Consider the following 16,998-nt stretch of genomic DNA (forward strand, 5'->3'; position numbering starts at 1 on the left):
ACAAAACTTAATATCCCAGCAATTTATGACTTTTGTTCGACAGTCCTGTCAGTCGCTCGCAGGTTTTTTGCGCGCTACACAGCTCTTCGCACGCCGATCTAGGATAGACCATGAGCCTACCTTCGCTGGCCGATATTCCGGCCATCCTGCTGCCTTTAGTCTCTCGTGCGCAACAGACGTTTCGTACATCTCTTGCTGCTGCGTCGGACGGCGCTTCGGCATCTTTCGACGCCTGGCCTGAATCTCGTCGTACAGCGTTCGACCGGGTTTGCGCTTCCAGCGATTTTGTCTCCGAACAGGTTTGTCGTGACCCGCAGATTCTGCTGGACCTCGCTGAATCCGGCGAGCTGGAGCGCAGCTTTGCTCCCGGCGAGCTGCGCGGGCAGATCGCTGCGGCGGTGGCTCAAGCCAGTAGCGAAGATGAGCTGGGGCGTAATCTACGTCGCCAGCGCACGCGTCAGCAAGTACGGATTATCTGGCGGGATCTGACTCGGCAGGCCGACCTTGTGGAAACCTGTCGCGATCTGTCCGACATGGCCGACGGCTGTATCGACCTGGCTTATCAATGGTTGTACGAGCGCCATTGCCAGCAGTTCGGCACGCCCACAGGGCGGCGCAGCGGCGAAGCGCAGCAGATGGTCATTCTGGGCATGGGCAAGCTGGGCGCGGTGGAGCTGAACCTTTCGTCGGACATCGACCTGATCTTCGCTTATCCGGAAGGCGGCGAGACGGTGGGGGTCAAGCGCCCACTGGATAATCAGGAGTTCTTCATTCGTCTGGGGCAGCGTTTGATCAAGGCGCTGGACCCAATCACAGTGGACGGCTTCGTGTTCCGCGTTGACATGCGCCTGCGGCCTTACGGTTCATCCGGGGCCTTGGTGCTGAGCTTCAATGCGCTGGAGCAGTATTACCAGGATCAGGGTCGCGACTGGGAACGCTACGCAATGATCAAGGCCCGTGTCGTGGGCGGCGATCAGGCGGCGGGCGAGCAGTTGCTGGACATGCTGCGGCCGTTCGTCTATCGCCGCTATCTGGATTTTTCGGCCATTGAAGCGCTGCGCACCATGAAGCAGCTGATCCAGCAGGAAGTACGCCGCAAAGGCATGGCGGAAAATATCAAACTGGGTGCAGGCGGTATTCGCGAAGTCGAGTTTATCGCCCAGGCCTTCCAGCTGATTCATGGCGGCCGTGACTTGAGCCTGCAACAACGCCCGCTGCTCAAGGTACTACGCACGCTTGAAGGGCAGGGCTATTTGCCAGCGGCGGTCATCGACGAATTGCGCCAGGGCTACGAATTCCTGCGTTATACCGAGCACGCCATCCAGGCCATTGCCGACCGCCAGACGCAAATGTTGCCTGATGACGCAAAGGATCAGGCCCGCATCGCCTTCATGCTCGGTTTTGCTGACTGGCAGAGTTTTCATGAACGCTTGATGCATTGGCGCGAGCGCGTGTCGTGGCATTTCCGTCAGGTCATCGCGGACCCGGACTCTGATCCGGACGATGAGCAGCAGGAAGAAGCCGAGGTTGTCGTCGGCGTGGAATGGTTGCCGTTGTGGGAAGAGTCCCAGGACGAAGACGCCGCCTGCCGTCAACTGCTGTCAGGCGGGTTCGTCGATGCGGACAAAGCCTTGAAGAACCTCAACGATTTGCGCAACAGCTCGCAGTTGCGTTCCATGCAGCGGTTGGGGCGTGAGCGACTGGATGCGTTTATTCCGCGTTTACTGGCGCAGGCGGTCGAGCATGACAATCCCGATCTGGTGCTTGAGCGTGTGCTGCCTTTGGTCGAGGCGGTCGCTCGGCGTTCGGCCTATCTGGTGCTGCTCACTGAAAACCCTGATGCGTTGCGTCGTCTGCTCACGCTCTGTGCCGCAAGCCCGTGGATTGCCGAGCAGATCGCCCGTTTCCCGTTGCTGCTTGATGAGTTGCTCAACGAGGGCCGTTTGTTCAGTCCGCCACAGGCGCTGGAATTGGCTGCGGAGTTGCGCGAGCGTCTGACGCGCATTCCCGAGGATGACCTTGAGCAACAAATGGAGGCATTGCGGCACTTCAAGCTGGCGCACCGGCTGCGAGTGGCCGCCTCGGAAATCACCGGCAGTCTGCCTTTAATGAAAGTCAGCGATTACCTGACCTGGCTGGCCGAGGCGATTCTGGAGCAAGTGCTGGCGCTGGCGTGGCGGCATACGGTTGCACGTCACGGCACGCCGTCACGGCCGGATGGCAGCCTGTGTGATCCGGGCTTTGTCATTGTCGGCTACGGCAAGGTCGGTGGCATCGAGCTGGGCCATGGTTCTGACCTTGATCTGGTGTTCATCCATGATGGCGACTTGCAAGCCGAGACCGATGGCGCCAAACCCATCGACAGTGCGCAGTTCTTCACCCGGCTGGGGCAGCGGATCATCCATTTACTGACGGCGCAGACTAACTCCGGTCAGCTGTATGAAGTGGACATGCGTCTGCGCCCGTCCGGTGCGTCGGGGCTGTTGGTCAGTTCGCTCGGTGCGTTTTCCCGCTATCAAGAAAATGAAGCATGGACGTGGGAACATCAGGCTTTGGTCCGCGCTCGGGTGCTGGTGGGCAGCCAGGAAGTCGGCCATGCATTTGAAGGTGTGCGTGCATCGGTGTTGGGTCGCGAACGGGATTTGTCGAAGCTGCAGCAGGAGGTCAGCGAGATGCGCGCCAAGATGCGTGGCAGCCTCGGCACCAAGGCTACAGCGGCCGGTACGGCGGCGAATGCCTTCCTGGCGACGGTGCCCTTCGACCTCAAGCAGGATGCCGGTGGTATCGTCGATATCGAATTTATGGTGCAATACGCGGCCTTGGCGTGGTCCCGGGAACATCCGGCACTGCTGCGTTACACCGATAACATTCGTATTCTTGAAGGGCTGGAAGAGGCCGGGTTGATACCCGCCAGCGATGCCAGCCTGTTGCGTGAGGTCTACAAGATCTACCGTTCGGCCGCTCACCGTCAGGCCTTACAGAACCAGGCCGGTGTCGTGCCGGGGGATCAGTTCGAAGCCCAGCGGCGTGAAGTGATGCGGGTTTGGGGGGAGATGGGGTTGAGTTGACCTGAGGTCCCACGGGTTAGCGTTCGTCTTGAGTTGGCGGTGATCCTGTGGGAGCGAATTCATTCGCGAAGAGGGCGGTACATCCGATAGAGATTTGGCGTTCGATGCGCCGCTTTCGCGAATGAATTCGCTCCCACAGTGCCTCAACCGCTCTTGCGGTAAAGGCACTATATAAAGCTATGACAGGGAGGCGTCGGGTTGTGTGGGAACGTCACGCAAGCCGATCGGCCTCCCTGATCGTTTCTGTCGTTTTGGATGAAACATGAGAATTCTGATCGTTGGGCCTAGCTGGGTAGGCGACATGGTAATGGCGCAAACGCTGTTCCAGTGCCTGAAACAGCGCCACCCTGAATGCGTGATCGATGTTCTGGCCCCGGAGTGGAGCCGTCCGATCCTTGAGCGTATGCCTGAAGTGCGCGTGGCGCTGAGCTTTCCGCTGGGCCACGGTGCGCTGGAGCTGGCCACGCGTCGTCGGATCGGCAAGTCCCTCGCAGGGCAATACGATCAGGCGATTTTGCTGCCCAACTCCTTGAAGTCCGCACTGGTGCCCTTTTTTGCGGGCATCCCCAAACGTACCGGCTGGCGTGGCGAGTTCCGCTATGGCCTGCTCAATGACGTGCGGACACTCGATAAAGAACGTTATCCGCTGATGATCGAACGCTTCATGGCGCTGGCGTATGAACCCGGTGCCGAGCTGCCGCGTCCGTACCCAAAACCTGATCTACGCATTGATCTGACCACCCGCGATGCAGCGCTCGCCAAGTTTGGCCTGAGCCTGGACCGTCCGGTTCTGGCGTTGTGTCCGGGTGCCGAGTTTGGCGAATCCAAGCGCTGGCCCGCCGAACACTACGCCAAAGTGGCCGAAACCAAGATTCGTGAAGGCTGGCAAGTCTGGTTGTTCGGTTCGAAAAAGGATCATCCGGTTGGCGAAAGCATTCGTGAACGGCTGATTCCAGGCCTGCGCGAAGAGTCGGTCAACCTCAGCGGCGATACTTCGCTGGCTGAGGCGATTGATCTGTTGTCGTGTGCCGATGCCGTGGTGTCCAACGACTCCGGCCTGATGCACGTTGCTGCGGCGCTGAATCGCCCGCTGGTGGCGGTGTACGGCTCGACGTCGCCGGGCTTCACGCCACCGCTGGCTGATCAGGTGGAAGTTGTGCGCCTGGGCCTCGAATGCAGCCCTTGCTTTGATCGCACCTGTCGTTTTGGTCATTACAACTGTATGCGCCTGCTGGAACCTGATTCGGTGGTACAGGCGCTGGGTAATCTGGGCGCCACTCCGGTGGAGGTTGCCTGATTGCGGGTCTTGCTGATCAAAACTTCATCCCTGGGTGATGTGATTCACGCGCTGCCAGCGTTGACCGACGCGGCACGAGCCTTGCCGGGCATCCGCTTTGACTGGGTCGTTGAGGAAGGTTTCGCTGAAATTCCGACCTGGCACCCGGCGGTTGGCGAAGTGATCCCGGTCGCCATCCGGCGCTGGCGCAAGAACCTCTGGCAGACATTCAAGACGGGAGAGTGGCGGCGCTTCAAACAACGCTTGCGCGATACCCATTACGATCTGGTGATCGACGCTCAGGGCTTGCTGAAAAGCGCCTGGCTGACGCGCTATGTCGGCGCACCTGTCGCCGGGCTGGACAAGGCTTCGGCCCGCGAACCTCTCGCGAGTCGCTTTTATGACCGGACTTATCCGGTTGCGCGTGGACAGCATGCGGTAGAGCGTTTGAGGCAGCTGTTTGCTCAGGCTCTCGGTTATGCCGTGCCTGCCGGCCTGGGCGATTACGGTCTGGACCGTGGACGCTTACTGGGTGCTGACGCAAATAAGCCGCCATTCGTACTATTTCTGCATGGCACCACTTGGGACACTAAGCACTGGCCGGAGCTGTACTGGCGGCAGTTGGCCGAACGCATGGGCGAGCAGGGCCTGCAAGTGCGCTTGCCGTGGGGTAACCCGAGCGAAAAAGCCCGTGCCGAGCGTATCGCTGAAGGCCTGGAACACGCGGTCGTGCTGCCGAAGTTGAATCTGGCAGGTGTCGCTCAAGTGCTGGCCAGTGCGCAGGCCTGTGTTGCAGTGGACACTGGTATTGGTCATCTGGCGGCTGCGCTGGATGTGCCGACGGTTTCGCTGTTTGGCCCGACCAACCCCGGTTTGACGGGCGCTTACGGTAAGTCACAGGTTCATCTGGCGGGTGATTACCCGGCCTGTGCGCCTTGCCTGCAAAAGAAATGCACCTATCAACCGACGGATGAAGACCGCCGTCAGTTCGATCTGAAACGCGAGTGGCCGATGTGCTTCACTCGTTTGAATCCCGAGCGGGTAGCGCGCCAATTGGGCACGCTGTTGCTGGCAAAGGAGCCCGGCTGATGCAACTGGCTTTCGTACTTTATAAATACTTCCCGTTCGGCGGGCTGCAACGCGACTTCATGCGGATCGCTCTGGAATGCCAGCAGCGTGGACACCAGATCAGGGTTTACACCCTGATCTGGGAAGGCGAAGTACCTCCGGGATTTGAAGTGCTGGTGGCACCGGTCAAGGCGTTCTTCAATCACCGACGCAATGAAAAGCTCAGCGCCTGGATGGAAGCAGACCTGGCCAAGCGCCCGGTGGACCGTCTGATTGGCTTCAACAAAATGCCTGGCCTGGACGTGTACTACGCCGCCGACGGCTGTTTTGAAGACAAGGCGCAGACGTTGCGCCATTCGCTGTACCGCCAATGGGGCCGCTATCGCCACTTCGCCGAGTACGAGCGAGCGGTGTTCGCCAAAGACGCGAAAACCCAGGTGCTGATGATTTCCGAAGTTCAGCAACCGCTGTTCATCAAGTATTACGACACGCCGTTGTCGCGCTTCCATCTGTTGCCGCCGGGCATTGCCCAGGATCGTCGCGCACCGGCTGACGCGCCGCAGATTCGCGCCGGGTTCCGCAAGGAATTCGGGCTGGCTGACGATGACCTGCTGCTGGTGCAGATTGGCTCCGGATTCAAGACCAAGGGCGTGGATCGCAGCCTTAAAGCGTTGGCCGCGTTGCCAGCCGAACTTAAAAAACGCACCCGACTGTTTGTAATCGGTCAGGACGACCCCAAAGTATTCCAGCTGCAAAGCGCTACGCTGGGCCTGGGTGATCACGTCACCTTCATGAAAGGGCGCAGCGATATTCCGCGCTTTCTGATGGGGGCCGATATCCTGATTCATCCGGCGTACAACGAAAACACCGGCACCGTGCTGCTTGAGGCACTGGTGGCGGGGCTGCCTGTATTGGTCAGCGCGGTGTGTGGCTATGCTCATTACATCGCCGAGGCCGACAGCGGTCTGGTGCTGGATGAGCCGTTCGAACAGGCACAGCTCAATCAATACCTGGCGAACATGCTGGCCGACGATACTGCGCGCGCCAACTGGAGCCGCAATGGTCTGGCCTTCGCTGATACAGCCGATCTTTACAGCATGCCGCAGCACGCGGCCGATGTGATTCTGGCGGAGCACCACGCATGAAGTTGTTCCTTGCTGAACCGTTCAAGACCCTTTGGGAGGGCCGTGATGCCTTCGCCGAAGTCGAGCGTCTGGACGGTCAGGTCTATCGCGAACTCGAAGGTCGGCGCACGTTGCGCACCGAAGTCGACGGTCGCGGTTATTTCGTCAAGATTCACCGTGGCATTGGCTGGGGCGAAATCGGCAAAAACCTGCTCACCGCCAAACTGCCCGTGCTCGGTGCAGGCATGGAATGGCAGGCCATCGCCCGCCTGAAAGAGGCTGGCGTGCCGACGATGACTGCCGTGGCCTACGGCGAGCGCGGCAATAATCCGGCGGCGCAGCATTCTTTTATCGTGACTGAAGAACTGGCCCCTACCGAAAGCCTGGAGGACGTCAGCATCAATTGGCGCAATGAGCCGCCTGAGCCTCGCCTCAAGCGTGCCTTCATTGCTGAAGTGGCGCGCATGGTCGGCATGATGCATCGCGCCGGGGTCAACCATCGCGACTGTTACATCTGCCACTTCCTGCTGCACACCGACAAACCGGTGACCGCCGATGATTTTCGTCTCTCGGTGATCGACCTGCACCGTGCCCAGACTCGCCGGGTGATTACCCCGCGCTGGCGCAACAAGGATCTGGCTGCACTGTACTTTTCGGCACTGGATATCGGCCTGACCCGGCGCGACAAGCTGCGCTTCCTCAAAGGTTATTTCCAGCAGCCGTTGCGCCAGATTCTGGCTGAAGAAGCCCGGTTGCTGCGCTGGCTGGAAGTCAAAGCCGACAAGCTCTATGAGCGTAAAGTCCGGTACGGGGACGCGCTCTGATGGCGGGCTGGAATCTGGAGCCCGCCTACGCTTCCTTGAGTGAAGACTTTGGCAGCCTTGACGCAGTATTTGCCCTGCAGGGCGAACGACTGACCCGTGACCCTCTGTCGGAAGTGATCAAGGTCCAGCGCGAAGGTGTGAATTATTACGTCAAGCGCTACGTCGGCGCGGGCAAAGGTTTACGTCGCTATCTGGGCAAACCACGGGTCAAGTCCGAGTGGCAGAATCTCAAGCGTTTCGCCAAATGGGGCATCCCTACTGCTGAAGTAGTGGCTTGGGGTCTTGAACGCCGCGGTACTGCTTATGATCGGGGGGCGTTGATTACCCGAGAGCTGCCCAATACTGACGACCTGTCTGCTTTGGCGGGGCGTAAAAACCCGCGTCTGGCCGACCGTTCGTGGGTTGACGCGATCAGCCGCCAGGTAGCCCGCTACACTCGCGCGATGCACGACCAGAACTTCACTCATAACGATCTGAAGTGGCGCAACCTGCTGGTCGACGATAAGGCCACGGTATTCCTCATCGATTGCCCTAATGGAGCCTTCTGGTGGAGCTTCATGCTGCGGTATCGAATTACCAAGGATCTGGCGTGTCTGGATAAGTTGGGCAAATATCATCTGTCCAACACTCAGCGTCTGCGCTTCTATTTGCAGTATCGACAGCGGGCGCGGCTGAACGAGTCCGACAAGAAACGCATCCGCCATGTCATCAGTTTCTTTGAGGGCCGCGAATGACCGATTTTATTGCACCCAGCGAGCGGCCGTTGCTTGAACGGCACGGCCTCGCTGACTTCGACGCGCTTTGGGAGGTCCAGCTTGATGCTGTGGATGAGCCCAATACCGGTCGCGGTGGCTGGAGCAGCGTGTTCCGCATGGAGCTGGAAGGCTCCGGGTTCTATCTCAAGCGCCAAAGCAATTATCTGACTCGCACCTTGCACCATCCGTTTGGCGAGCCTTCGTTTTCCCGTGAGTTTCGTAATATCAGCCGCTATCAACAACTGGGTATCCCGGCATTGCAGGCGGTGTTTTACGGCGAGCAACGGGTCAATGGCGAGCGTCGTGCAATCCTCATGACGCGCGCGCTGGATGGCTGGACTGATCTGGACACGCTGCTGCAACAGTGGCCTGAACTGGAAAGCCAGCAGCAGTCCGCGATTCTGCAGGCCTGCGGTGAGTTGGCGCGCACGCTTCATGGGGCTCGACAGGTGCATGGGTGTTTCTATCCCAAGCATATTTTCATGCGGGCCAAGGCCGGCTTGTATCGCGCGCAGTTGATCGACCTGGAGAAAACCCGGCCCTTGCTGTTGGGGCAGCGTGACCGGATCAAGGATCTGGAGCCGTTGCTGCGTCGTGCGCCTATGTGGAGCAGTGCGCAGGTCCGCGAGCTGCTGGCGGCTTATCTGCAATCGGGGATCGACAGCCCCAAGGTCGAAGACCTGTATGTGCGGCTCGGTGAACGCGGCAGTCACAAACGCGCTGCACAGCGCAACGAACATGAAGAGATCCGTTGATGCGTCTGTCTGAACTCAAAGAGGCCGGACGCACGCCTGTGCTGCCGATCAATCTGGCGCTGGCCGATGCCGCTGGCCCTGCTGAATTGCAGTTGCTGACGTTGCTACGGGTGTTGCCTGGGCAACGATACGTGGGGGCGGGTGTATGGCGTGGTAGACCGGTGTTGGCCAAGTTGCTGGTCGGCCCCAAAGCCGCACGGCATTTTCAGCGTGAACTGGAAGGCGTGCGCGCGCTGGCAGCGCAGGGCATGACCACGCCGTTGCTGCTGGCTGACGGCTTGCAGGACGGTGAAGGCGGCTGGTTGCTTTTCGAGTTTCTTGAGTCTGCCCACAGTCTGGGCGATGCCTGGCTTGAAGTGGAAAATCAGACGCCTTTGAGCGACGCGCAGCAGGAGGTGTTGGGCGAGGCGTTGTCTGCCATTGCTCAGCTGCACCTCAAGGGGCTGTGGCAGGAAGACCTGCATCTGGACAACCTTTTGCGCTGCAACGGCAAGTTGTACTTGATCGATGGCGCGGGGATTCGTGCTGAAGAAGCGGGTAAACCGCTGTCCCGGCAAAAAGTTCTGGAAAACCTCGGCGTGTTTTTCGCTCAATTGCCCAAGTCTCTGGAACCCTTCACTGAAGAGCTGCTGGTGCACTATTTGCTGAGCAATGGCGAGCATGGTTTGCCCATGGAAGCGTTGCAAAAGCAGATCGATAAGGTGCGTGCCTGGCGCTTGAAGGATTATCTGGAAAAGGCCGGGCGTGATTGCAGCCTGTTTGCTGTGGTGGATGAACCGTCACAGTTGCGCGCGATTCGGCGGGAAGAAGAGGCCGCGATGCTGCCGATACTCGCCAATGCCGATGCGCTGCTGGATCAAGGGCATCTGTACAAGACCGGGGGCGCAGCGAGTGTCGCCCGGGTCGAAGTCGATGGCCGGGCGCTGGTGATCAAGCGATACAACATCAAGGATCTGGCTCATTGGTTCAAGCGTTTCTGGCGTCCTAGTCGTGCCTGGCATTCATGGCGTGAAGGCAATCGTCTGATGTTCCTCGGCATTGCCACACCCAAGCCGCTGGCCTTATTGGAAACTCGTTTTTTTGGCTTGCGGAATAAGGCTTACCTGGTCACCGAGTTTTTGCCGGGGCCGGATATCATCGAGCGCTTTGCGCCGTATGTAGCCTCGGGGGATGCTCCGGAAAACGAGCTGGTGGCGCTGGATCAGCTTTTCGAACAGTTGATACGAGAACGCATCAGCCATGGTGACCTGAAAGGCCATAACGTGTTCTGGCATCAGGACCGTTGGGCGCTGATCGATCTGGATGCGATGTGCCAGCACACGTCGCAAGCATCGTTCAGCACCGCTTTCGCTCGGGACCGTGCCCGCTTCATGCGCAACTGGCCCGCTGACAGCGCGCTGCACCAATTGCTGGAGCAGCGGCTGCCGAAGGTTTAGTTATTTTGGGGGCAGGGCGCTGCGTTGGAGCGAGGCTTGCCCGCGAAGAGCTAAAGCGCGGTGTTACTGATACATCGCGGCGACTGATTCGCGGGCAAGCCTCGCTCCAACGGGAATAACCCGGTTTTATATGTGCGGCGCTTACTCGCGATTCAGGCGCTGCGGTTCGTCAGACACATCGCGTTGTCGCTCATCCCGGGCAAGCCCGGGTCCCCCAAGCTCATCGCGTCTTACGCAACTCGCGTCAGATTGATGTCCTCCAGCCCGACGATCAGCGCATCCATGTCCTCGTAGGGACGCAGGTTGACCGATGGCCAGGTCGCTCGTTCGACATAAACCTTCCCTTGGTCGTTAACCTTTACCGGCGTGCGATGAATCGTATTGTCCCGTGAGCGATGGACGATGACCGGCAAACTGTTATCGCTCTCTTCAACGAAAAACATGCCGGGCCTGATCAGTCGCTCCTCGACCGGTAACGATTGTGCGGGTCTGACGGCAACGGCGGGTTTGAACGTTTCCATCTCTACCCGAAAATCACTCTTTATGAAGCTCTGTTGACTGCTCAAGGTATCGGTCAGCTTTTCCCCAGGGTCTACCGAGATACCTCGTGCCTGACCGGGCTTTACATCGATCACTCGTACGCCAATGCCGCCCTCCAGTTCGGCGAGTCCCGGGACGATTTTTTCGAAGGTATTGGCATGGGTGTTACCAACCAGTGCAATCCACTTGTGCGCACCCATGACGTCTTGGTGTTTGCGCACCGTACGCGAAGCGTAGTGGCTGAACATCTGGTGGCGGGTGGTTGGCGCGAGATTTTCAAGGTCTTTGATGTAGTAACTGGCGCTACAGTCGAGAGCCCTGATTTCCAGACCCTGAGCACGGGCCCTGGTGATCAGCTGTTCAAACGTATAAACGCCGTCGACATCGGTGTGATGGCCTCGGTCGAGCTTTTTCAGGTCATGTAGCAGCGTTTTGCTCATGTAACCAGTGTCGACGAAACGATCCAGGTCGGCCTGATGCACATCGCTGAGCAGGTGCTCAATGTAGAGCGTTTTGACATCTTGTCTGGACAGTAACGGCAAGTTGTCGATGATCAGTTTTTTGCTGGCAATCGATGAGTGAGCCTCTCCAATGACTACGCCATCGGCATGTTGATACAGGTCTTCGAGAAAATCGCTATGGCTGATGCCAGGCGCGACCGCCGGCAGTGTTGGCCGGGGCGGCAGCTCTTTGACGATGATGGTGCGAGCATCCTTCTGTAATGCGTGGCGCAGATTGAAGAATTGGTCGCTGACCAGCGCATGCTGTTTATCGACGCTGAAATAGCGCGAGTCCAGCCCACGGTGCTCGAAGTTGATCAACTCGTGCAGGGTGTCACGTGTTTCTGCGGGCATTGAATAAACCGGGTCCTGCAATGACACCTGTATGGCCGTAGGTGGGCTTTCAGCCGGCCAGCGCTGCACGTCGACAGGTTTCCAGCCGCTGGCGTCATTCCATTCAAAACCGGGCTTGCCTGTGTACGGGTTCTCGCTTTCGACTCTGAATTTTCCGTGTATCTGCTGATAAAGAGCGTCATCCAGTCGGGTGGGCGGCGAGGCCGTCAGGGCGGGTGCAAGGCTTGATGCGCCTTGATCATTGATCAGCGGATTAGCCATTTCGATGCGCAAATCGGACTTGCCAAACGCCGCACCGGTTTGTTCGATTTCCCTGCTGATAACGGTGGGTCGACCGATGGGCACGTCCTGTACGCGTACGCTGATCGCGCCTTGCAGCTCGGCGATGCCTGGGACTTGTTGATATGTATTGGCCACTTTCTGATCGAGCAAGGCAACCCAGCGGCGTGATGGATGCGCCGTAACGTCGGCGCTGATGACCGTATGCGCGAAAAAGTTGCTCATTTTTTGTTCGGCAGCAACGTCACCCGCTGCTCTGGCCACCGGATTGTTGCGCAAAGGGTAGCTGACCGAAGAACTGATCGGTCGAACCTCCAGGCCGTGGTGGTGCGCGGTCTTTACCAAGTGGTAGTAGTCGTATTCCTTGCTGCGGTTTCTCAGTGCGCCGCCGTTGAGGTCCTCTAGCCAGAATTTCAGGTCACTTGAGCCTGCTTTGCTTCTGGCCCCCAGCTTTCGGTATTTCTCCAGCTTGTACATATGCAGGTCGGTAAACAGATGTTGGATGTACAAAACTTTTACGTCCTGTTCAGCCAGCGCAGCCATGTTTTCGATGAGCAGACGCTTGCTGGCGAGGGACCTTGGCGCTTCGCTGATGACCATGGCATTGCTGTTTTCGAAGATGTGCTTGATCAGCCCGGTTGCTCCGGCGTTCTCATCCAGTGGCGGTAACACCGGGCGTGGTGCAGGTGTGGCGGAGGTGAAAAATGCCTGAGCATCAACGTAGAGTTTTTCTCTTTGAGCAGAGAACTTCGAGCGCATCTCGGCGAACACTGCCGTGAAGTAATCTTCAAGATCCAGCCCCAGCATATCCACCGAGTTGCCGGTATTACTGAGGCTGCTGAAATATGGGCGTGATTGCAGCGACAGTTCATAGGGCACAACCGCGTTGGTAATCGGATCGGCGGACGTCGCGGTTTCACTCACCAGCGGCCTGAATGTGTCGTCCATCCCGCCGCGCAGATCGGGTTTATGCACTAACTGCCATTTGCCCTGTGCGTCCAGCCGTACCGGGCGCTTCCCAAAGAAAGCGAACGGGTTCTGCGGGTCGATGATGTTCCAGTAGCGCGCACCTGCATCAAATTGAACCTCGAAAACCTGAGTCCCGAGTTCGATGTAGTACTTGCCGTTCACCAGGCTGACGCCTTTACCGTGACCTGATGACAGCGCGATCACGTCCTTCAGTGAGATATTCACCGGGATGACTGGTTTTGTTCCGTCCGCATTCACGAGGGTGGGCTGATCGACAGGATGGCTCAAGGGGCGCCATGTCCCGTCGAGGTCGCGTCGGGCGAACTGTTCCGTCGCCTCCGCTGCCTGGGTCTGATCACTACCCAGGCGGTATACCGACGCGTGGCCATTGGCGTTTGGCTTGCTGCGCCAGAAGGTTTCGCCTTCCAGTTGCACCGGGCGCAAATCCGCCTGCTTTGGTACCCGCGCAACGTTGTTCGCTGCTGGGATGACTGACGAATGTTTACCGCTATGCCCGAGTTGGCGCAGCGCACCGAAGCCTTTCATGCCGGCAGACAAATCTCCTGCAGCCCCCAGGCTGTTGAACAGCGAACTGAGAATGTAAGCGCTGGCGGTTTCCCGGTCGCCATTGGCGAAGGCCTGCAGGGCTTTCATGCTGTCGTGCAGGGAAAGCAGCGCGCCCACCGCAAAGCTGGCGGGCGGGAACGGTAACGTGACGATAGTGGCGACCAGTTCAAACGTGATCCAGGCCAGTCTTGCCAGCATGTCACTGCGCCCAGTGGTGGTGTCTTCGACGTCGCGCAGTTGTCGTTCGAGGGGGCGATTGAAGCAGATGTCCTGAAAGTCGCTCACTGCATCACGAGGTACAACAGGCGGTTTGCTCTCACCGCCTTGCTCCATGTCACGGAGGAAAAACGACAGTTTGCGGCGGGCATCAAACCGGCAGCGGTCTTTGTAGTAATCGATCATGCCCGCGCTGGAGAGTGAGGCTTTGAATTCGCTCAACAGGCGGAACTCCAGACCGTCCGGTGCTTGCGGTGTATAGAGCAGTGTCGCCTGAGTCGCGTCGGCGGATGACAGCAGGTAACAACCCTGTACGGTTTCGACCTGAGTCAGCTCGACTCTGATGGGCGAAGCCGCGTTATAGATATCCTTCGCGAATTCGCCCACCGCGGAAATATCGGTGCCGATCAGCGAGTTTTCCAGACGCAGTTGCAGGGTGTGCAGTGGAAAGCGGCGCCGCGATGAGCTGTCGGTCTGGTGCAGATTATCCATGGAGCGTCTGAGCCACTGATATTGCCGGTTGTCCAGCTGACCTTTGAGATAGCTGCGCAGGGCGGAGACTTTCATCTGCAGCACGGTGATTTGCAGGCTGCTGCGTCGGCGATGGTCGTAGCCGGGAGAGTCCGGCGCGAGCAGGGTATCCCTGACCAGTTTGATGTAGTCGTCGCTCAGCCACTTGCCATGCACCGAGCGGGCGACTTTTTGCGCGGTCAGTGGTGTCAGGTCAACATGGGGCGGGCCGCTGAATGTCGCTTGGGTGTCGGCGCCACCGTTCAGGAATCCTAGGGTGTCGTCATAGCCGTTGCGTAGCATCTGGGTATAACTGATGACTTCGCGTGGGGAGGTGATGATGATCTGATCCGGATCGACACTGCCTTCAGCCACTCCCAGCAATTCGCTGATTTTTTTGCTGGCGCGCTGATGAACGTAGTCCTCGAAATCCTGAGCCTTGGTCGGCGGCTTCGCGTGGAAGTTTTCCGTGGCACCGGCTATCGCGTCCTCCAGGGCCAGCAGCTCCTGTCGCTCGGCGAGGCTGGCGCGCAGGAACCAGTCCGGCGTTCGTTGCGCCTGATCGGCAGCGGCCACTCGCACGTGTTGGCGCACGAACTGCCCAAGTGCCTGGTTGTAATGGCTGCGGGTAATGAGCTGAACATAATTGGCTGGCGGATGGGGCTTGAGGCGCAGAGCAGCAAATCGCGCCTCCAGATTCTCACGACTGGAAGCAGACACCTGCTTAAGCAAGTACTGGCTCATCTCCGGCGACGTTGTCCAGTTGACCAGTTCATGGGTGAGTTGTGTCTGGTTGTAGAAGCCTTGAAAACGCTGCGCCCTCGGTGCGTCGGAGGCAAACATCACCAGCCGTTCAAGCCGCCCCTGGCTGTCGTTTTTACGAAACACCAGCAGCCCGCCGAGAGTCTCTGCGTCATCAAGCCTGATCTGCTGAACCTGTAGATCGGGCGTTGTCTGGCCTGTCGCATCGCCTTCGATCTGTTCAATGATCGCGAAGTCCTCCGCAGTTATATGCGCCTGCATCTTCGCTGCGTACGCCAGGGCGACAACCTGTTTACGCGTCAGGCTGCGCATCAGTTGCTGATGGTGTTCAGTGGCGTAGGTCGTACGCTGGTACTCGCGAAAGGCGGTGCTCAGGTTCAGGTCGTCCACCAGAGTTGCCACGTAAGCCGGGGTCATCAGTGGATGACTTGTCTGCATGTCCAGACCGTTCAGGCGAAAGGTGGTCAGGGTCTGGAATGCCGAACTGGCATCTCGATCTCCGGGATGCAATCCGTACAACGCGAACTGCAAAAGTGAGCGCCGAGTTGTATAGAGTTCGCCAGTGATTGCCAGGCGACGCTGCGTCGTGATCATGACCTGCGCGGGCTCCAGCTCATATCCAAGGTCAGTAGCAAGACGAGCGCGCAGCCGCATCCGGGCAAATTGTTCATGGGACGCCGCACCACCCAGGGCGCTGAGCAGCGCCGTGCGGCACTGGTCGTAATGGGTCAGACGCTGCTGATATTCAGTGAGATCATTCTGGCTGGCGACTTTGACCCAGTGGGGCAACGTCTTGCGCTGTTGGCGTTCCCAGTAGGCAATTTCACGTTGCGCCAACATGGCGCCAGGACCAAACAGTCCTTGCATGCCTACCGCTGCGTCCAGTCGCGCCGGCCTGTGTTCTGCCGCTTGCACATCGAGGCAGGCGTGACGCACATCGTTGCGCTGCTTGTCGAGTTGGCGCTCGAAGGCTTGTGTAAAAGGGTCACCGTCAACAGGTTGCAGTTGCAGGTCAGCTGCGGTGAAGGGGTCCAGATAGAGATTTGGGTCTTGAGTGATTGTCTCCAGCAATTGCTGGTCGCGCTGTTGCGCATTGTTGAAAAGCGCATGACGCAAGACATCATTGTTGAGGTACTGAACGAGCGTTTGAGCAAAGGCGGTCCGGCTCGCGAAACCCTCTATACCCATGCCGGGCAGTGCCAGCAACGTCAGGCCGGTCATTGAAATGAACACCAGGGCGCCAGCAATCTCAACCGTCGTCCGGTTATTGAGTTGCACATGCAGGGTGAATACCTCCAGAGAGCGGTCAACCTGTTTGCTGACCAAGGGCAGAGGTAAGCAAGCGGCATATTGCGGGCCCAGATTGCGCTCATGGTTTTTGATGATCACCTCGTTGCGCAGAGCCTGTTCCATGCCCTCAATGAACAGGGTTTTACGGCTCTGGCCTTTGGTGCCGGTGGCTTGCCAAAAAGCACTGAGTTGTTGGAGCAGGGCGGTGACTGCGCTTTCTTTGGCTGTATCGTCCTGCCCCCCAAGCGCTTCCAGCGTCGCGGCGCTGGCCTTGGGCAATGTCTTGAGTTCCTCAGTGAGCATGATGTCTAGCTCGCTGAGTCGATGCAGTGCGGCAACCGCCAATGGCAGAGTCTCTGCTGGCGTGGGAGGGAGCTGGGTGAGTTGTTGCATAAGGTTCAAAATCCTGAATGACAGAGTGATCAAAGTGCGGTCCAGAAGCTGTGCCGCTTTGAGTTCAATCAATCAGGAGTGGGGTGTGTGGGGGTGTTAGATAGTTAGTGGGGGGGCCGGTCCTAGAGGTGCTCAGAGGTACATGCATTTGCGGAAACTTCCCACAGGGCAAGCGCCGAAAGCCTGACTTCTTGTTACCGCGTGTTAGTGCAAAGTCCTGCCTTTTACTCAGGCCAAGGACTCGCCCATGTTCAACCCCGCCAATCGCGCCTCGTTCACGCTGGAAATCGCCGGGTTTGAGCATGACCTGAG

Annotated in this window: 9 protein-coding genes; 8 read left to right on the top strand and 1 reads right to left on the bottom strand. The window is 58.6% G+C overall.

What is annotated here, in order from left to right; all coding sequences use genetic code 11:
- The first annotated feature begins 110 nt into the window (after window positions 1–110).
- The 8 genes from glnE (at window position 111) to EE949_RS08665 (ending at window position 10,306) form a co-directional block, all read left to right on the top strand.
- The gene (gene glnE / locus EE949_RS08630; protein WP_122663909.1) at window positions 111–3,068 is read left to right on the top strand and encodes a bifunctional [glutamate--ammonia ligase]-adenylyl-L-tyrosine phosphorylase/[glutamate--ammonia-ligase] adenylyltransferase; all 2,958 of its coding nucleotides are present in this window, start codon (window positions 111–113) and stop codon (window positions 3,066–3,068) included.
- Window positions 3,069–3,330: 262 nt separating this feature from the next.
- Window positions 3,331–4,365, top strand: a complete 1,035-nt coding sequence (gene waaF, locus EE949_RS08635; protein ID WP_122663910.1) for a lipopolysaccharide heptosyltransferase II — start codon at window positions 3,331–3,333, stop codon at window positions 4,363–4,365.
- The gene (gene waaC / locus EE949_RS08640; RefSeq protein WP_122663911.1) at window positions 4,366–5,433 is read left to right on the top strand and encodes a lipopolysaccharide heptosyltransferase I; all 1,068 of its coding nucleotides are present in this window, start codon (window positions 4,366–4,368) and stop codon (window positions 5,431–5,433) included. It begins immediately after the preceding gene.
- Window positions 5,433–6,557: a glycosyltransferase family 4 protein gene (locus tag EE949_RS08645; protein ID WP_122663912.1), complete on the top strand. Its 1,125-nt coding sequence runs from the start codon at window positions 5,433–5,435 to the stop codon at window positions 6,555–6,557. The genes waaC and EE949_RS08645 overlap by 1 nt, the downstream gene beginning before the upstream one ends.
- Window positions 6,554–7,360 carry a lipopolysaccharide core heptose(I) kinase RfaP gene (gene rfaP / locus EE949_RS08650; RefSeq protein WP_122663913.1) on the top strand — a complete coding sequence of 269 codons (807 nt, stop codon included), beginning with the start codon at window positions 6,554–6,556 and terminating at the stop codon, window positions 7,358–7,360. The genes EE949_RS08645 and rfaP overlap by 4 nt, the downstream gene beginning before the upstream one ends.
- On the top strand, window positions 7,360–8,094 hold the full coding sequence (locus EE949_RS08655; protein ID WP_122663914.1) for a lipopolysaccharide kinase InaA family protein: 735 nt from the start codon (window positions 7,360–7,362) through the stop codon (window positions 8,092–8,094). Before rfaP ends, EE949_RS08655 begins: the two co-directional genes overlap by 1 nt.
- On the top strand, window positions 8,091–8,870 hold the full coding sequence (locus EE949_RS08660) for a lipopolysaccharide kinase InaA family protein (protein ID WP_122663915.1): 780 nt from the start codon (window positions 8,091–8,093) through the stop codon (window positions 8,868–8,870). The genes EE949_RS08655 and EE949_RS08660 overlap by 4 nt, the downstream gene beginning before the upstream one ends.
- On the top strand, window positions 8,870–10,306 hold the full coding sequence (locus EE949_RS08665) for a lipopolysaccharide kinase InaA family protein (RefSeq protein WP_122663916.1): 1,437 nt from the start codon (window positions 8,870–8,872) through the stop codon (window positions 10,304–10,306). Before EE949_RS08660 ends, EE949_RS08665 begins: the two co-directional genes overlap by 1 nt.
- 230 nt (window positions 10,307–10,536) lie before the next feature.
- On the opposite strand, the gene EE949_RS08670 is transcribed toward EE949_RS08665, so the two are convergent.
- Entirely contained in the window at window positions 10,537–16,686 is a 6,150-nt protein-coding gene (locus EE949_RS08670) for a membrane-targeted effector domain-containing toxin (RefSeq protein ID WP_122663917.1), read from the bottom strand.
- Between the last annotated feature and the right edge of the window lie 312 nt (window positions 16,687–16,998).

The organism is Pseudomonas viridiflava (assembly GCF_900602065.1).
In the GTDB taxonomy this organism is placed as follows: Bacteria; Pseudomonadota; Gammaproteobacteria; order Pseudomonadales; family Pseudomonadaceae; genus Aquipseudomonas.